General features: G+C 62.7%; 18 protein-coding genes. 10 read left to right on the top strand and 8 right to left on the bottom strand.

Translation table 11 applies throughout. The annotated features are described in order from the left end of the window. Positions 1–63 precede the first annotated feature (63 nt). Positions 64–1323 carry an RNA polymerase sigma factor gene (locus tag AC1DJO_RS00235; protein WP_477968339.1) on the bottom strand — a complete coding sequence of 420 codons (1260 nt, stop codon included), beginning with the start codon at positions 1321–1323 and terminating at the stop codon, positions 64–66. After that, positions 1320–1694, bottom strand: coding sequence for a YciI family protein (locus tag AC1DJO_RS00230; protein WP_477968337.1), 375 nt, complete (start codon positions 1692–1694; stop codon positions 1320–1322). Before AC1DJO_RS00230 ends, AC1DJO_RS00235 begins: the two co-directional genes overlap by 4 nt. Positions 1695–1881: 187 nt before the next feature. Between AC1DJO_RS00230 and AC1DJO_RS00225 the strand changes: the two genes are divergently transcribed. Continuing rightward, the gene (locus AC1DJO_RS00225; protein ID WP_477968335.1) at positions 1882–2835 is read left to right on the top strand and encodes a hypothetical protein; all 954 of its coding nucleotides are present in this window, start codon (positions 1882–1884) and stop codon (positions 2833–2835) included. Here the strand turns inward: AC1DJO_RS00225 and AC1DJO_RS00220 are convergent. The 3 genes from AC1DJO_RS00220 to glpK form a co-directional block, all read right to left on the bottom strand. Continuing rightward, positions 2825–3382: a TetR/AcrR family transcriptional regulator gene (locus tag AC1DJO_RS00220; protein WP_477969191.1), complete on the bottom strand. Its 558-nt coding sequence runs from the start codon at positions 3380–3382 to the stop codon at positions 2825–2827. The genes AC1DJO_RS00225 and AC1DJO_RS00220 overlap by 11 nt on opposite strands. Positions 3383–3394: 12 nt before the next feature. After that, on the bottom strand, positions 3395–3856 hold the full coding sequence (locus AC1DJO_RS00215) for a nuclear transport factor 2 family protein (protein ID WP_310294220.1): 462 nt from the start codon (positions 3854–3856) through the stop codon (positions 3395–3397). 314 nt (positions 3857–4170) lie between these two features. After that, complete coding sequence (gene glpK / locus AC1DJO_RS00210; protein ID WP_477968333.1) at positions 4171–5664, bottom strand: glycerol kinase GlpK; 1494 nt, start codon at positions 5662–5664, stop codon at positions 4171–4173. Between the two features lie 242 nt (positions 5665–5906). On the opposite strand from glpK, the gene AC1DJO_RS00205 reads away from it, so the two are divergent. The 8 genes from AC1DJO_RS00205 to xdhC all read left to right on the top strand — a co-directional run bounded on the left by AC1DJO_RS00205 (position 5907) and on the right by xdhC (position 15041). Continuing rightward, the gene (locus tag AC1DJO_RS00205; RefSeq protein ID WP_477949359.1) at positions 5907–6515 is read left to right on the top strand and encodes a YkoF family thiamine/hydroxymethylpyrimidine-binding protein; all 609 of its coding nucleotides are present in this window, start codon (positions 5907–5909) and stop codon (positions 6513–6515) included. Positions 6516–6542: 27 nt separating this feature from the next. After that, positions 6543–7331 (top strand): ABC transporter permease, encoded by a 789-nt coding sequence (locus tag AC1DJO_RS00200; protein ID WP_477968331.1) that lies wholly within the window; start codon positions 6543–6545, stop codon positions 7329–7331. Then, positions 7328–8092 carry an ABC transporter ATP-binding protein gene (locus AC1DJO_RS00195; protein ID WP_477968329.1) on the top strand — a complete coding sequence of 255 codons (765 nt, stop codon included), beginning with the start codon at positions 7328–7330 and terminating at the stop codon, positions 8090–8092. The genes AC1DJO_RS00200 and AC1DJO_RS00195 overlap by 4 nt, the downstream gene beginning before the upstream one ends. Next, on the top strand, positions 8089–9105 hold the full coding sequence (locus AC1DJO_RS00190; RefSeq protein ID WP_477968327.1) for an ABC transporter substrate-binding protein: 1017 nt from the start codon (positions 8089–8091) through the stop codon (positions 9103–9105). The genes AC1DJO_RS00195 and AC1DJO_RS00190 overlap by 4 nt, the downstream gene beginning before the upstream one ends. Before the next feature lie 77 nt (positions 9106–9182). After that, positions 9183–9959: a 3-hydroxybutyrate dehydrogenase gene (locus tag AC1DJO_RS00185; protein WP_112537941.1), complete on the top strand. Its 777-nt coding sequence runs from the start codon at positions 9183–9185 to the stop codon at positions 9957–9959. Positions 9960–9988: 29 nt separating this feature from the next. After that, on the top strand, positions 9989–11455 hold the full coding sequence (gene xdhA, locus AC1DJO_RS00180; RefSeq protein WP_477968325.1) for a xanthine dehydrogenase small subunit: 1467 nt from the start codon (positions 9989–9991) through the stop codon (positions 11453–11455). A 216-nt stretch (positions 11456–11671) separates the two neighbouring features. Beyond that, a complete protein-coding gene (xdhB, locus tag AC1DJO_RS00175) occupies positions 11672–14011 on the top strand; it encodes a xanthine dehydrogenase molybdopterin binding subunit (RefSeq protein ID WP_477968323.1) in 2340 nt (779 codons plus the stop codon). A gap of 223 nt (positions 14012–14234) precedes the next feature. Continuing rightward, positions 14235–15041 (top strand): xanthine dehydrogenase accessory protein XdhC, encoded by an 807-nt coding sequence (xdhC, locus tag AC1DJO_RS00170; protein WP_477968321.1) that lies wholly within the window; start codon positions 14235–14237, stop codon positions 15039–15041. On the opposite strand, the gene AC1DJO_RS00165 is transcribed toward xdhC, so the two are convergent. After that, entirely contained in the window at positions 15020–15223 is a 204-nt protein-coding gene (locus tag AC1DJO_RS00165) for a hypothetical protein (protein WP_477968319.1), read from the bottom strand. The two genes, xdhC and AC1DJO_RS00165, sit on opposite strands and share 22 nt — an antisense overlap. 103 nt (positions 15224–15326) lie before the next feature. Here AC1DJO_RS00165 and AC1DJO_RS00160 point away from each other — a divergent pair, with 103 nt between their 5' ends. Beyond that, positions 15327–16232, top strand: a complete 906-nt coding sequence (locus AC1DJO_RS00160; RefSeq protein ID WP_477968317.1) for a LysR substrate-binding domain-containing protein — start codon at positions 15327–15329, stop codon at positions 16230–16232. Here the strand turns inward: AC1DJO_RS00160 and AC1DJO_RS00155 are convergent. Both AC1DJO_RS00155 and AC1DJO_RS00150 read right to left on the bottom strand, forming a co-directional pair. Next, positions 16226–16558 carry a hypothetical protein gene (locus AC1DJO_RS00155; protein WP_112537949.1) on the bottom strand — a complete coding sequence of 111 codons (333 nt, stop codon included), beginning with the start codon at positions 16556–16558 and terminating at the stop codon, positions 16226–16228. The genes AC1DJO_RS00160 and AC1DJO_RS00155 overlap by 7 nt on opposite strands. Positions 16559–16642: 84 nt before the next feature. Continuing rightward, positions 16643–17311 carry a Type 1 glutamine amidotransferase-like domain-containing protein gene (locus tag AC1DJO_RS00150; protein WP_477968315.1) on the bottom strand — a complete coding sequence of 223 codons (669 nt, stop codon included), beginning with the start codon at positions 17309–17311 and terminating at the stop codon, positions 16643–16645. Between the last annotated feature and the right edge of the window lie 11 nt (positions 17312–17322).

Raw genomic sequence — 17322 nt, 5'->3', positions numbered from 1 at the left:
CAGGTTGTTCCAAGGACGTGGCGGCTCCCGCCATTCCGACATCGTGATCGATTTTTTCGTAGGTTATTTGACGCCGGACAGCACCGGCGGTTTCTGCAGGCCATCGAGCTGCAGGCGGATATGGGCGGCCTCGGCGGCGGAATTGGCGAGCGCGATGGCCCGGTCGAACGCCTCGCGCGCCTCCCGCGTCCGCCCCATCTGCTTCAGCAGGCCGCCTCTCAGACCATGGAAATAGAAATAGCCGTCGAGCTTTTCGGCAAGCGTATCGACCAGCGCCAGCGCCTCTTCCGGCCCCTTGAGCTTGGAGACGGCAACCGCACGGTTCAGCGTGATCACCGGCGAAGGCTGCAGACGCTCCAGCACCCGGTAAAGGATTTCGATCTCTTCCCAATCGGTATCCTCCGCCCGCTTGGCGCGCGAATGGATCGCCGCGATCGCGGCCTGGATCTGATAGGGGCCGGGCCGGCGATGGCGGATCGCCTTGTCGAGCAGGTTCAGCGCCTCGTTGATCAGCGCATGGTTCCAGCGCGTCCTGTCCTGATCCTCAAGCAGAACCAGTTCGCCCTTGGCATCGAAACGCGCCTCGCGGCGCGAGATCTGCAGCAGCATCAGCGCCAGCAGCCCCATGATCTCGGGTTCACCCGGAAAGATCCGCAGCATCAGCCGCCCGAGGCGGATCGCCTCGTCGGCGAAGGCGGCCGCATCGCGCTTCGGGTCGCCCTGCGAATAGCCTTCGTTGAAGACCAAATAGATCATCGTCGAGACGATGGTGAGCCGCTCTGCCCGCTCCTCCGGTCCCGGCGTCTCGAAGGGCACGCCGGCCTTGGCGACACGGGCCTTGGCGCGGGTGATGCGCTGCTCCATGGCGCTTTCGCCAACCAGGAACGCCTTGGCGATCTGCTGCACAGACAGCCCGGAGACGATGCGCAGCGCCAGCGCGATCTGCTGCGTCGCCGGCAGATCCGGATGGCAGCAGATGAACAAGAGCCGCAGGATGTCGTCGCGATAATTCGATTCGTCCAGCCGGTCGGCGATATCGCTTTCGGCATCCTCCGTATCGGAGATCAGCTCCTCATCCGGCAGCGCCTGCGTCTTCTTCTGCTTGCGCACCGCGTCGATGCCGCTGTTGCGGCCGACGAATACAAGCCATGCCGTCGGATCGCGTGGCGGGCCCTTGTCCGGCCAGGTGCGGATGGCGCGCAGGCAGGCCTCCTGAAAGGCCTCTTCCGCGATATCGAGATCGCGGAAATAGCGTAGCAGCGCGCCCAGCGCCTTCGGCCGGGCCGAAGCCAGCGTCACGTCGATCCAGGCAATGTCTGTCATGTGGCTCTATCTCCCGGATGGAACACGTAGAAGGGGCGGATCTCGTAGGAGGTCGAGCCCGGATTGGCGGCCGACAGATCCTTGGCGAAGGCGATTGCCTCATCCAGCGTATCGAAGTCGATGCAGTAGAAACCGAGGAGCGCTTCCTTAGTTTCAGCGAAGGGTCCATCGAGCACCAGCGGCTCGTCCTTGCCCTTGCGCAGCGTGGTCGCAGAGGTCGTCGGCATCAGGCGACCGGTAGGGCCGAGCTTGCCGGATTTGGCAAGCGGCTCCTGCACGGCGTAGAGCTTCGCCATGACGGCATCCTCTTCTTCCTTCGACCAGGAAAAGACGGTTTCTTCATTGGCATAGCAAAGGATCGCATACAGCATCGGTTACTCCTCTTCCTCAATGACGAAGGAGTAACGCGCCATCCGACACGGCGCAGCAAAAAATTACATCCGGAAAATTTAGCATTGGGGATTGTATCAGCCATCCCGCCTTTCGCCATCGAGTTGCCACCTTCGGCTTCGATGTCTCCAGCGGCTGGATTTCCAACATCATATTTCAGGACGAAACATGCATCTTTTCAAAAGCCTGCTGCTATCGGCTGCGATCACCGTGGCGGCTTCCGCCGCCTATGCCGCGCCGCAGAATTTCATCTATACCGGCTCCGGCGACCTCGAGGCGGCAAAGTCCCTGCTGGAGCGGCCGGATATTGGCGGCGCGCAGGTGGTCTATAACTGGAAGATGCTGGAAAAGGGCAAAGGCGAGTACGACTTCTCGGCGATCGAGAAGGACCTGGCGATCGCCGAGAGCTTGAACAAGAAGCTATTCATCCAGGTGCAGGACCGCTTCTTCAATCCGAAGGCCCGCAACATCCCCGACTACATGCTCGAAGGCGCCGAGTATGGCGGCGGGCTGGCGCCGCAATTCGACAATCCCGGCGAGAACAAGGGCATCGGTTCCGGCTGGGTGGCGCAGCAATGGAACCCGGCCGTGCGCGCACGTTATCAGGCGCTGCTGACCGCGCTTGCGCAGAAATTCGACGGCCGCGTCTACGGCATCAACCTGCCGGAGACATCGATCGACCTCGACCCGAAGAACGAGCCGAAGGATTTTTCCTGCGACGCCTATTTCGCAGGCGAGATGGAAAATCTCGGCTTCGCCCGCAAGGCGTTCACGAAGTCCATGGTCGTCCAGTATGTCAATTTCTGGCCCTGCGAATGGGAAAACGACCATAAATACATGAGCCGCCTCTTCGACTTCGCGGCGAAGAACAATATCGGCCTCGGCGGCCCGGATATCGTGCCGAACCGCAAGGCGCAGATGAAGAACTCCTATCCGTTCTTCAATCAGTACAAGGGCAAGCTTGCCTATGTCGGCATGGCGGTTCAGGAGCCGACGCTGACCTACAGGAACCCGCAAACCAAGAAGCCCTTCACCAAGGAAGAATTCACCGCCTTCGCCGACGACTATCTCGGCGCCAGCGTCATCTTCTGGAGCACGAAGAGCCCCTGGCTCAAGAAGTAGGCGAAAGCCTCACCTGCAGCCCGGCGATGGCCCGGCGGAAAACATCGTGATCATCGAGGGCGCGCGACAGAACGAGCGCGCCCTGGATACCCAGCACCGCGTGCTCGGCCTCGGCCCGCGCCTCGCCGGAGTTCCGGCCAGCCCGCGTCAGCGCCCCGGCCAGCGCCTCGACCCAGCGCCTGAAATAGCTGTTGATCGCCTCGCTGAAGCGCTCTCGTGTCCCATCCAGCGCAAAGGCGCCGACCAGGCAGATGCGCCCGCCCGAGCGGAAGTAATCGTCAACGCCACGCCACATCGCCGCGATCGCCACGGCGGGCTCGTCGCGGCGCAGCGGCTGATAGATGAAGTCCTCGAACCAGCGGTCGACCTCGGCAAGCACGGCCGCCGCCATCTCCTCCTTCCCACCAGGGAAGAAGTGGTAGAGGCTGCCCTTGCCAATCCCGGTGCGTTCGGTGATCCGGCTGAGCGTCGTGCCCTCATAGCCGAGCTCCCGAAAGATCTCGGCAAGCAGGGGCACGACATCGCGGCGTTCGTAAACGGTCTTCAGGGCATCAATCCTTCAGAGACCAAGCTCCGACAGCCCCGGGTGATCATCCGGACGGCGGCCGAGCGGCCAATGGTATTTGCGGTCCGATTCCTTGATCGGCATGTCGTTGATGCAAGCGAAACGGCGCTGCATCAAGCCGCTGGCATCGAATTCCCAGTTCTCGTTGCCATAGGAGCGGAACCAGTTGCCGCTGTCGTCGTGCCATTCATAGGCATAGCGCACGGCAATGCGGTTTTCGCGGAACGCCCACAGCTCCTTGATCAGCCGGTAGTCCAGCTCCTTGGCCCATTTGCGCGCCAGGAAGGCAACGATCTCCGGCCGTCCGTTGACGAACTCGGCGCGATTGCGCCAGGCGCTATCAGGCGTGTAGGCGAGCGAAACCTTTTCCGGGTTCCGGCTGTTCCAGCCGTCCTCGGCAAGGCGGACTTTCTGGGTGGCGGTTTCAAGCGTGAAGGGGGGAATAAGCGCAGTCATTGTCTTTTCTCCTGTACTGATGAGGATATATTGTACCGATCGGTACAAAAGACGCAAGCAGCGAGATTGCGGCATTCGCGCACAGTGCGGATGGTAATGATTTGGAGGGTCTTGTTTGAAGTTCGCAGAGAGCGGCACGCCCCCTCCGTCATCCTCGGCCTTGTGCCGAGGATCTAACGAACTCCTACGTCAGCCGTTGCAGATGCTCGGGACAAGCCAGAGCATGACGGCGGTGGGTAGGACTGAGGCTCGCACGTGAAGACTGTGAATGGGATGAAGCGCTCGTCCCACCGCCACCCACCTGGCGCACCGCCCTATGCGTCGCTCAGCGTCCGCTTCACCGCATTCCGCCAGCCCTTGAGCTTGGCGGCTCGCGTCTTCTCGTCCATATCCGGCTCGAAACGCTTGTTTCGTTTCCACTTGGCGGAGAAGGTCTTCCGGTCCGGCCAGACACCGGCGCGGCTGCCCGCCAGCCAGGCGGCACCGAGCGCCGTGGTCTCCAGGATCACCGGTCGGTCGACAGGCGCATCGAGCAGATCCGACAGCCGCTGCATCGTCCAGTCGGAAGCGACCATGCCGCCATCGACGCGCAGCACGGTATCGTCGGTGCCGTTCTTCCAGTCCTTCTGCATCGCATCGAGCAGATCCCGTGTCTGGTAGCAGACGGCTTCGAGTGCGGCGCGGGCAAGCTCCGCCGGGCCGCTGTTGCGGGTCAGGCCGAAGATCGCGCCACGCGCCTTCGGATCCCAATGCGGCGCCCCGAGACCGGTAAAGGCGGGCACCAGATAGACCTCCTGCGAGGGATCGGCGCTTTCAGCCAGCTTGCCGGTCTCTCCGGCCGTGTCGATGATCCCGAGCCCGTCGCGCAACCACTGCACCGCCGCCCCGGCGATGAAGATCGATCCCTCGAGGGCGTAGGTCGTCTCGCCGTCCAGCCGGTAGGCGATGGTGGTCAAGAGCCGGTTCTTCGAGCGCACCATGTCGGAGCCGGTGTTCAGCAGCGCGAAGCAACCGGTGCCATAGGTGGATTTCATCATGCCCGGCTCGAAGCAGGCCTGGCCGATGGTCGCCGCCTGCTGGTCGCCGGCAACGCCGAGGATCGGGATCTCGGCGCCGAACAGCGACTTCTCGGTGATGCCGAAATCGGCCGAGCAGTCCTTCACTTCCGGCAGCATGGCAGCCGGAACGCGCAGGATTTCCAGCAGGTCCTTGTCCCAGCTATTGTCGGCGATGTTGTACATCAGCGTCCGCGAGGCATTGGTCGCATCGGTGACGAAGTTCTTGCCGCCGGTCAGCCGCCAGATCAGGAATGTATCGATGGTGCCGAAGCAGAGTTCGCCCTTGGCGGCCCGGGCCCGCGCGCCCTTCACATTGGCCAGCATCCAGGACAGCTTGGTCCCGGAGAAATAAGGATCGAGGATCAGGCCGGTCTTCTTGGTGAAGAGCTTTTCGAGGTCCTGGCGTTTCAGGTTCTCGCAATAGCTGGCGGTGCGGCGGTCCTGCCAGACGATGGCATTCTGGATCGGCTTTCCCGTTGCACGCTCCCAGACGACGACGGTTTCGCGCTGGTTGGTGATCCCGAGTGCGGCAATATCGGTCGCCTTCACCTTGGCTTCGCGCAGCGCCATGTGGATGGTCGAAACCACCGAATCCCAGATCTCTTCCGGGTCGTGCTCCACCCATCCCGAGCGTGGATAGATCTGCGTGAACTCCTTCTGGCCGACGCCCGCAATCTTCATCTCGCCATCGAAAACGATCGCCCGCGTCGATGTCGTGCCCTGATCGATCGCCAGAACATACCCGCTCATGCCTGCCCCTCCCTCTAAGCTCAGCGGCTTTCAGATAGATCATTTAAGACGCAGAAACGAAAGAGAAAAGAAAGCCGATCGCAATTTTGCCTCGCCGTAAATAGGCCGCTTTACAAGCCGGCCGACGCATGCTTAAAGGGCACCAACGACAGGGGTGCTCCGTATAGCCGGGGCTGAGATGCGGCCGCATGGTCTCGAACTCTTGAGCTGATCTGGATAATACCAGCGGAGCGAGGCGAGCGATGTTTTCTGGCGCACAAATTTCCCTTTACCCGATGACCGACCGTTTCGTCGATGTCATCCTCTCGGCCCTTCCGGCCCTCGACCCCTATCGCGACAGGCTCAGGATCGAGACCGACGACATCTCGACGCTGATCGTCGGCACGCCCGATGTGGTCTTTGCGGCGATGCGCGACCTCTATGTCAGCGGTTCGGCCGATGGCATCCATGCGGTGCTGCGCGCTACCATCTCCCGCGGCTGCCCGGGTGAGCCGGATGATCCGATGTGCCATACCGAAGCCCTCTCGGGTCCGGTCCTGCCGCTTGCCGAGCGCAAGGCGTCAGCGCTGGAAGCCGTTGCCTCCTCGCCGGTCACTGGCCGCCAAGCGGCGGCGCAGTTCTCGCTGTATGTCATGGGCACCGGCGATCACATGGAAGAGATCTACGGCTGCATCGACTTCCTGAAGAATTCGGGCGTCTTCGACCGCTCGAAGAATTTCTGTACCCGCGTCAAGGGCGACGCCGGTGCGGTCTTCGCGACCATTCACGAAGCCTTCGTCCGTTTCGGTCCGCCGAATGGCCATGTGACCATCGACCTCACCGTCTCCGCCAACAGTCCATCCGCCGTCTGATCGCTGCCTCACGTCAGGAGACTGCCGATGCTGCGGTTCATCCGATTGCCGCAACTTGCCATGCGTTCTGCGCCCGCCGTGCTGTCGGTCAGCGCGCTGCTGGCCATCTGGGAAGCCTATGTTGAGCTTGCCGGTGTGCCGCCGACGACGCTGCCTGCGCCATCGCGCGTCATCACCCAGGCATTCGTCGAACGCGCAGCGCTGCTGAACAACAGCTGGCCGACGCTGCAGGCGACGATCTCCGGCTTCGGCCTGTCGCTAGCAATCGCGTTCCTGTTCTCGGTCGCCATCGACTTTGCGCCGCGCCTGCGCGCCGCCCTGATGCCGGTCTTCGTCATCAGCCAGACATTGCCGCTGGTCGCCATCGCACCGCTGATCGTGCTCTGGTTCGGCTTCGGGCTGCTGCCAAAAATTCTGCTCGTCGCCCTCGTCACCTTCTTTCCGATGCTGGTGGCCCTTGCCCGCGGCTATGCGGCAGCCGAACCGGAGATCGAGGAGCTGCTGGCCTCGATGGGCGCCTCGCGTTGGAAGCGCTTCATCGTGGCGCGGCTGCCGGCGTCACTGCCCTATTTCTTCGCCGGGCTGCGCATCTCGATCACCTACGCGGTCGTCGGCGCGATCTTTGCCGAATATGCGGGGGCTGCCCGCGGGCTCGGCATCTATATCCTCAACGCCAAGAACAATTTCCGCGCCGATCTCGTGCTTGCCGCCGTGCTCGTCAGTTCGCTACTGACACTCATCCTGTTTTCGCTGGCCGTGCTCGTCGAATGGCTCGCCATGCCCTGGCACCGCGCCAGCCGGGACGACCGTCGATGAGCGATCAGCCTCTTCTCGATATCCGCGATCTCAGCTGCCGCCTCGGCACCGTCGATGTGCTCGATGGTATTTCGCTAGAGCTTCACGCGGGCGAATTCGTCTCGATTCTCGGCCCGTCGGGCGCCGGAAAATCCACGCTCTTCCGGATCCTGACCGGAAGCGTCGCCAAAACAGGCGGCACTATCCGCATGAACGGCAATACGCTGGTCTCAGAAACCCGCCCCTTCGCCTTCATGCCGCAGCGCGATGCGCTGATGCCGTGGCGGCGGTTGCTTGCCAATGCAGCACTCGGCCTCGAAATCGCGGGGATGTCGAGACGGGACGCGAGCGCCGAAATCACGCCGCTGCTGGCCGAATTCGGCCTGGAGGGCTTCGAACGCAGCTGGCCGCATGAACTCTCCGGCGGCATGCGCCAGCGTGTCGCTCTGCTGCGCACCGTCGTCCAGCAGCGGCCGATCCTGCTGCTCGACGAACCCTTCGGCGCGCTGGATGCGCTGACCCGCCTGAAGATGCAGCGCTTTCTCGAAGCGCTCTGCCTGCGCCGGGGGCTGTCGGTGATCCTGATCACCCATGACGTGCGCGAGGCCGTGCTGCTCTCCGACCGCATCTATGTGCTCTCCGCCCGTCCGGCCCGCGTCGTCCTCGAAACCAGGGGCGATCTGCCCCGCCCGCGCACCGAACCCGGCAGGCAGCAGACGGACGTCATTGCAATCGAAAACCGCATCCTCGCAACGCTCTTCGAAGGAGAAGATCAGCCATGACCCTTCCGTCCATCACCCGCCGCACCGCGCTTGCCGGCATTCTGTCACTGGCCGCCGCACCGCTCACTGTTCGCGCCGCCAATCCCAAGGTTTCCGTCGCCCTCGACTGGACGCCGAACACCAATCACGTCGGCCTCTACCTGGCCCGTGACAGGAATTTCTACCGCGACGCCGGTATCAACGTCGAAATTCTCCCCTACACGGACACTTCGGCCGCGACCCTCGTTGCCAGCCGTGTCGCCGATTTCGGCGTTCTCGGCTCAATCGGCTTGATGACGCAGCGCGCCGCCGGCGCCGATCTCATCGGCACCTTCGCCATCGTCCAGAAAGAAACCGGCCGCGTCGTCTTCAAGGCCGATCGCAGCGACATCAAGACGCCGAAGGATCTGGACGGCAAGACCTATGGCGGCTTCGGCAGCGCCTGGGAAAACGCCCTGCTCGGCTCGATGATCAAGAACGCCGGCGGCAAGGGCGAATTCGAGACCGTGACGCTGGGAACCTCCGCCTATCAGGCACTCGACAACGGCGCCGTCGATTTCACCCTCGAAGTCTACACCTGGGAAGGCGTTCAGGCCGAACTGGAAAACAAGGCCCAGCGCGCCTTCGTCTATGCCGATTACGGTGTGCCCGACGAACACACGGCCCTCATCGGCAGCAGCAACGCCTATCTCGCAGAGAAGCCGGAGCTTGCCCGCGCCTTCATGCAGGCAACGCGGAAGGGGTATGAATTCGCGGCCGATCATCCGGATGAGGCAGCAGACATCCTGATCAAGGGATCGGACGGCGCGCTGATGAACGCCGAACTGGTGCACGCCTCGTTGAAAGCCCTCGTTGACGGCGCCTATCTGCGCACGGGACCAGGCAAGGCTGGCGACATGGAGCCGGCCAAGATGAACGCGATCGGCAACTATCTCTTCGATGCCTGTATCCTGAAGGATGCCAATGGCGCACCGCTTGCCAAGCGCCCGGACTTCTCGGCAGCTTTCACCAACGGACTGCTCGCCGGAAGCTGATAGAGGCAACGCGGCGATTGTCAGCCACCGCTCTTTGCGCATAACCTTGGTCCATTGCGGACCAAGGAGAAGCGTTCATGAAGAGAACCGTCGTCGTCACCGGCTCCACCAGCGGCATCGGCCTGGCGATCGCCACCGCCTTTGCCGGCAAGGGCGACAACGTCGTCATCAACGGCTTCGGAAAAGCCGAGGAAATCAAGGCGATCACCGAGCGGCTTGAATCACTTTCGGAGGCACGCGCCCTCTACCATCCGGCCGACATGACCAAGCCCGCCGAGATCGCCGATCTGATCGAAACGGCGGCAAAGACCTTCGGCACCGTCGATGTCCTCGTCAACAATGCCGGTATCCAGCATGTCGAGAAGATCGAGGATTTCCCGATCGACAAGTGGGACCAGATCATCGCCATCAACCTGTCGAGTTCCTTCCACACGATGCGCGCAGCCATTCCGCATATGAAGGCGAAGAAGCATGGCCGCATCATCAACATCGCCTCGGCCCACGGCCTCGTCGCCTCGCCGTTCAAATCTGCCTACGTGGCGGCGAAACATGGTATATTAGGATTAACGAAGACGGCCGCACTGGAGCTTGCTGAGTCGGGCGTCACGGTGAACGCCATCTGCCCCGGCTATGTGCTGACGCCGCTGGTCGAAAAGCAGATCCCGGATACGGCAAAGGCCCGCGGCATGACCGAGGAGCAGGTGAAGACCGAAGTGATCCTCAAGGCCCAGCCGACGCATGAATTCGTCAAGGCCGAGGAGATCGGCGCGCTGGCGCTCTACCTCGCCAGCGACGACGCCCGCCAGGTCACCGGCACCCACATCTCGATTGACGGGGGCTGGACTGCAGCATAACCATTAGAAAAACAACAATAAGGAACATCATGAGCGACAGCATCCGCTTCATCCTCAATGGCGAGGACATCGCACTCAAAGATGTCCGACCGACCGAGACTCTGCTCGATTTTCTGCGGTTGAAGCGCCGGTTGACCGGCACGAAGGAAGGATGCGCGGAAGGCGATTGCGGCGCCTGCACGGTGCTCGTCGGCCGCCTTGTAGATGGCAAGCTCGCCTATGAATCCGTCAACGCCTGCATCCGCTTCATCGGCTCGCTGAACGGTACTCATGTCGTCACCGTCGAGCATCTGGCGGCCAAGGATGGCACATTGCATCCGGTGCAGCAGGCGATGGTCGATTACCATGGCTCGCAATGCGGCTTCTGCACGCCGGGCTTCATCATGTCGCTCTACGGCCTGTGGCTCTCCAACGACAAGCCCGGCCGCCCGCAGATCGAAAAGGCGCTGCAGGGCAATCTCTGTCGATGCACGGGCTACGAGCCGATCGTCAAGGCGGCCGAAGCCATCGCCAGGGCGCGCCCGAGCACGCTGTTCGACCCTCTGGAAAAGACCCGCTCCGATATCGTCGCCCGCCTCTGGGCGATGCAGCCGCGCGAGACCATCACCGTCACCTCCGATGACGGAAGGCTGATGATTCCCGGTTCTGTCGAGGCGCTGGCCCGTATTCTGGCGGAAGAAAAATCCGCCACCATCGTCTCCGGCTCGACCGATGTCGGGCTCTGGGTGACGAAGCAAATGCGGGCGCTGAACCCTGTCGTCTTCATCAACCACCTCAGCGAATTGCAGACGATCAAGGTCACCGACGGCGGCGTCACCTTCGGGGCGGGCGTCACCTATACGAAGGCCTTCGAAGTGCTGGCGAAGAAGGTGCCGGCGCTTGCCGCCCTGATCAACCGCATCGGCGGCGAGCAAGTGCGCAACATGGGTACCATCGGCGGCAACATCGCCAACGGCTCGCCGATCGGCGACAGCCCGCCGCCTTTGATCGCCCTCGGCGCGACGCTGAAGCTGCGCTCCGCAGCTGGCACCCGCATGCTGCGGCTCGAGGATTATTTCATCGCCTATGGCAAACAGGACCGCAAACGGGGCGAATTCGTCGAAAGCGTCTTCGTGCCCTACCCCGCCGAGGGCAGCCATTTCGCCGTCTACAAGGTCACCAAGCGCCGCGACGAGGATATTACCGCCACCCTCGGCGCCTTCTACCTGACGCTCGACGACGCCGGTGACGTCAACGACATCCGCATTGCCTTCGGCGGCATGGCGGCAACCCCGAAACGCGCCCGCACCGTCGAATCCGATCTGATGGGCAAGCCCTGGACCGAAGCCACCATCGACGACGCCCGCCCCACCTTCGACGCCGACTTCCAGCCGCTGACGGATTGGCGCGCCACCGCCGAATACCGTCAGCTTGCGGCGAAGAACTTGCTGATGCGGTTTTATCTGGAAACGGTGGGGACGCCGGTGGAACTCAAGCGGTTCGAGGGGGTGGCGTGATGGCGGTCTCACCTTACACTCAGCTGCTTGAGATGTGCGAGGGCCCCTCCTCCTTTCCCTCATTCCTGTGCTTGTCCCAGGAATCCAGTGCGCCCATGTCTATGGGTGCGGGAGAGTATTTCACGGCGCAGACGCGCCGTGGCTGGATTCCTGTGACAAGCACAGGAATGAGGGTGGCATTGAGGGCCGCGACCAAAATTACGGCGGAGCATCCCCATGGATAAATCCACCTTCGAAAACCCAAAGGCCATGATTTCCGGCCCGATGCACGGCTCGCTGCGCCATGATTCAGCGCATAAGCACGTCACCGGAAGTGCCGATTATATCGACGACATTCCGGAACCAGCGGGCCTGTTGCACGGCGCGCTGGGCACCTCCGACCGCGCCCATGCCGATATCCTCAGCATGGATCTCTCGGATGTCCGCCGCCACCCCGGTGTCATCCTCGTCTTCACCGGCAAGGACGTGCCGGGGGTCAACGACGTCTCCTCGAACGGCAGCCATGACGAGCCGCTGCTTGCCGAAACCAAGGTCGAATTCCACGGCCAGCCGATCTTTGCCGTCATCGCCGAAACCCGGGAAGCCGCCCGCCACGCCGCCCGCAAGGCGAAGATCGAGTATCGCGACCTGCCGCATTGGAGCGATATCGACGGCGCGCTGGAAAACGGCAGCCCTCTCGTCATCACCCCGATGACGCTGAGGCGCGGTGAAGCCAAGAGCGAGATGGACAATGCCAAGCACCGGCTGCGCGGCCAGATGCGCATCGGCGGCCAGGAGCATTTCTATCTCGAGGGACACATCGCTATGGCGATCCCCGGCGAGGACGACGAGGTCACCGTCTGGTCCTCGACGCAGCATCCGAGCGAGATCCAGCATATCGTCGGCCATGTGCTCGACATTCCGTCCAATGCCGTGACGGTCAACGTGCGCCGCATGGGCGGCGGCTTCGGCGGCAAGGAAACGCAGGGCAACCAGTTTGCAGCCCTCGCCGCCATCGCCGCCAAGAAGCTGAAGCGCGCCGTCAAATTCCGCCCGGATCGCGACGAGGACATGACCGCAACAGGCAAGCGCCACGATTTCCTCGTCGATTACGAGCTCGGCTTCGACGACGAAGGCCGCATCCACGCGGTCGATGCCACCTATGCGGCACGCTGCGGTTTCTCGTCTGATCTCTCCGGCCCGGTCACCGACCGCGCGCTGTTCCACGCCGATTCCAGCTACTTCTACCCGCATGTGCATCTGCAGTCGAAGCCGCTGAAGACCCACACCGTCTCCAACACCGCCTTCCGCGGCTTCGGCGGCCCTCAGGGCATGCTTGGCGCCGAGCGCTTCATCGAAGAAATCGCCTATGCCACCGGCAAGGACCCGCTGGATGTTCGCAAGCTGAACTTCTACGGCCAACCGGGCTCCGGCCGCACGACGACCCCCTATCATCAGGAGGTCGAGGACAGCATCGTCCTGCGCATCGTCGAGGAACTCGAGGAAAGCGCCGATCACCAGGCCCGCCGCAACGCAATCATCGCTTTCAACCGCGACAGCCGCTACATCCGCAAGGGCATTGCGCTGACGCCGGTGAAATTCGGCATCTCCTTCACCATGACCGCCTTCAACCAGGCGGGCGCCCTCGTTCATATCTATCAGGACGGCTCGATCCACCTGAACCATGGCGGCACCGAGATGGGCCAGGGCCTCTATACCAAGGTGGCACAGGTCTTGGCCGACAGCTTTCAGGTCGATATCGATCGGGTGAAGATTACCGCGACGACCACGGGCAAGGTGCCGAACACCTCGGCAACGGCAGCCTCCTCGGGTTCCGACCTCAACGGCATGGCCGCCTATGACGCCGCCCGGCAGCTGAAGGACCGCCTCGTCGCTTTTGCTGCCGAGAAATGGAGCGTCGATCCGGCCGACGTGATCTTCCTGCCGAACCGCGTGCGGGTTGGCGAAACGGAAATCCCCTTCCCGGATTTCATCAAGCAGGCCTATTTCGCCCGCGTCCAGCTTTCGGCGGCTGGCTTTTACAAGACCCCGAAAATCCACTGGGACCGCGCCGCCGGCCGCGGCACGCCCTTCTATTATTTCGCCTATGGCGCCGCCTGCACCGAGGTTACGATCGACACGCTGACCGGCGAATACCTCATCGACCGCACCGATATTCTCCACGATGTCGGCCGCTCGCTGAACCCGGCGATCGATATCGGCCAGGTAGAGGGCGCCTTCGTGCAGGGCATGGGCTGGCTGACGACCGAGGAGCTCTGGTGGGACGACAAGGGGCGGCTGCGTACCCACGCCCCCTCCACCTACAAGATCCCGCTCGCCTCCGACCGCCCGAAGGTGTTCAACGTCAAGCTGGCGGAATGGTCGGAAAACAAGGAAGCGACGATCGGCCGCTCGAAGGCCGTCGGCGAGCCGCCGTTCATGCTGGCGATCTCGGTGCTGGAAGCGCTCTCCATGGCGGTTGCCAGCGTCGCCGATTACAAGGTCTGCCCGCGGCTCGATGCGCCTGCCACGCCGGAGCGTGTGCTGATGGCGGTCGAGCGGATGAAGATGGTGTGAGGGGCGGCGGGGTGGCGTTCGTGGCTTACCCCCCTCTGCCCTGCCGGGCATCTCCCCCTCAAGGGGGGAGAGCAGCTGGAGGCATCCGCTCGCACCATAATGATCCTTCGACGTCAGTTGTTTGGGGAAACCGGCGCCCCCAGCCAATCTCCCCCCTTGAGGGGGAGATGTCCGGCAGGACAGAGGGGGGTACCCCACCCACAAACCTCCCGGTCACAAAACAATGACCACCTTCACCGACTTCCTCCTCACCCACCCCGCCACCATCCTGATCGAGATCACCGGCACCCAGGGCTCCACCCCGCGTGAAACCGGCACATTCATGCTCGTCTCCCCCACCGCCATCTGGGGCACGATCGGCGGCGGTCAATTCGAATATCTGGCGATCGAAAACGCCCGCAGCCTGCTCCAAAACAGCGGCAAGGAAACCATGGACATCCCGCTCGGCCCCGAGATCGGCCAATGCTGTGGCGGGCGCACGCAGCTGCGCTTCCGCAGGGTGACCACCGATATCCTGGAGGAGCTGGAAACCAGGCGCGTCGACGAAGCCGAACACCGACCGGCCGCTTATCTGTTCGGCGCGGGCCATGTCGGCCGGGCACTGGCAGCTGCCCTTGCGCCGCTGCCGCTCGCCGTGACGGTCATCGAAACCCGCAAGGAAGAACTGACAAACCTGCCCGCCGAAACCAAAACCCTGCTGACGCCGATGCCCGAGGCGCTGATCGCCGAGGTGCCGGCAGGCTCGGCCATCGTCATCCTGACGCATGACCATGCCCTCGATTTCCTGATCGCCCGCGAGGCGCTGGCGAGAACCGACCTCGCCTACACAGGCATGATCGGCTCGGCCACCAAGCGTGCTACGTTTTCGAGCTGGCTGTCGCGCGAGGGCGGCGAAAGGCGCTGGCTCGAGCGTTTGACATTGCCGATCGGCGGCTCTGCCGTCCGCGACAAGCGCCCGGAAGTGATCGCCGCCATGACCGCCGCCGAGATTCTGGCAGCGTTAGCTGTTTATGGCCAGCGCTCGAAATGATCGTGCGGTTCCCGGCCATCCAGGAACCCCAGATCGCGCCTGACCCGGTCGGGCATGGTGTCGGGGTCGAGCCGCGACGAGTATACGAACGTGCGGTAGACCCATGCCCGAAGACGCGAGACAAGCGCTTTTACCGGCAGCTCGTGGTGCAGTTCATTGCGTTCGATCGTTGAGTCTTTCATGACAGTCACCTTCATTCACTTGACGGTATGACTTGCAGTCTGCGCCCGAAAATGCTGCAATTCCAATCGAACAAACATGCGAACGCATAAAGAGAACTTATCCATGAAGCTCTCCAGGCAATTCCCGCTGAATGCGCTGCGCGTCTTCGAGGCCGTGGCGCGGCATAGCAGTTTCACCAAGGCCGGCGAAGAGCTCGGCATGACCCAGACGGCGGTGAGCTATCAGGTGAAATTGCTGGAAGAGAATATCGGCGAGCCGCTGTTCCTGCGCCGCCCGCGGCAGATCAGCCTGACCGAAACCGGGGAAAGGCTGGCGCCGCAGGTGACGGAAGCCTTCGAGACGCTGCAGCTCGCCATGGCCGAGGCGCGCGGCGAGACCGAAGTGACGCTGCAGATCACGTGCCTCGCAACCTTCGCCTCACAGTGGCTGGCCCGGAAGCTCGGCCTCTTCCAGCTCGCCCATCCCAATATCGCCGTGCGGATGAACACATCGGACACGCTGGTCGATCTCGGCCGCGAGGCCTTCGATATCGGCATCCGTTCCGGCACCGGCGAATGGCCGGGGCTTCGCGCCGAGAAACTCATGGATGTCTATTTCACCCCGATGCTGAGCCCGGCGCTCGCCGGGACCATCGGCGGCATCCATGAACCCGCCGATCTCCTGAAGCTGCGCATTTTCGATACGACAGATCCCTGGTGGCACCAGTGGCTGGAGGCGGCCGGCGTTCCGACATCGAACCTGAAAACACGGGCATCGAGCTTCTATGGCGCCCAGGCCTACGAAGCGGCCGCCGCCGTCGCCGGCCAGGGCGTCGCCATCCTGACGCCGGCTTTCTACCCGGACGAGCTCGCCAGCGGCAAGCTGATCCGCCCCTTCGACCTGGAATGCACAGATGGCCGCGGCTATTGGCTGGCTTACCCCGAAAACCGCCGCAACGTCCCGAAAATCAAGGCTTTCAGAAACTGGATCCTGACGGAGATGCACGGCACCGAAGCGCCGTCTCAATAGCCCATTTCGGGCGCATAGAAGCAGCGCGGCGTATCCTCGTTGGGAAACAGGCAGAGGTGATAATCGCCATCGCCGGAATGCATCGCCTTGGTCAAAGGCAGCAGGAAAACGTGATAGCGCGTCACCAGCCGGTGGTCGCCCGGCACCAGCGTCACCCGGTAGCCGTTGGGTGTCACCTTGACGCTTTTCGACGGAATCATCTGGCAATCGCCGGTCTCGCTGTCGCCATTGCAGCAGAAGGGATCATAAGCCCATCCGGACGCCGCATCATGCGCCAGAGCGCCGGGCGCAAAGGCAATCAATACGCATGCCAGTAAGCTTCGCATGGGCACATCTCCAGATGAATGCCCCACCGGATATGCGCTCTCGCAGCAATGCGGCGGCCCTCAAATGAAGGTGTAACGAAGTCGTCACATTTCAAGACGGCCGTGCGGTCCCATCAGTGCATCGAGCCCGTCCAGGCTGACAACATCAGCCGATCCGCGAAAGATCAGCAGCGGCTTGCCAAATATTTCCACCCCGTCCTTGTGGACGATCAGCCCCTCGCCATCCCGGCAGGCGACGATCCGGTTGGTGATCGTCTCGCTGTAGCGCAGCAGCGCCGGAAGGAAGCGTTCGTCCTCGTTCAGATGCGGGAAATACTCGAAGGGGACGAGGTCGAGCGCCTCGCCATCGGTGATCTCGGCGGGCTGCTGGCCCAGGAAGAAGGCATCGACGGCGATGGTGCCGATCAGGATGCCGTCGTCGCGTGTCCAGGCACGTAACCGTTCGAGCACATCAGCGTTCCGCAGCCGCTGCAAAAAATGTCCGGTATGGCCGCCGGACAGGTGGATCGCATTGCAGGAAAACAGCCGCTTGAGATCGTCAGGCACGATGTCGTCGAGATCGATGAACGGATCGAGCTTCAGCCCATATTCCGTATAGTAGGCCACCTTTTCGTTGAAGAAATCGCGGTCGGGATCCGGGCCGGAGGAGACATAGCCGATATGGTCGCCGCGCTGGCGCACGATCTCTGCCAGCCGCCTGTCCATCGGCGCATTCTCGGCAATCACCTGGTCGCTGTAGAGCGCAAGGATCATCAGCCCTCTCC

This window comes from Rhizobium sp. 05N430 (genome assembly GCF_056396985.1).
Note: the sequence above shows the minus strand (reverse complement) of the source record. Positions and strands in the feature narration are given on the sequence as shown.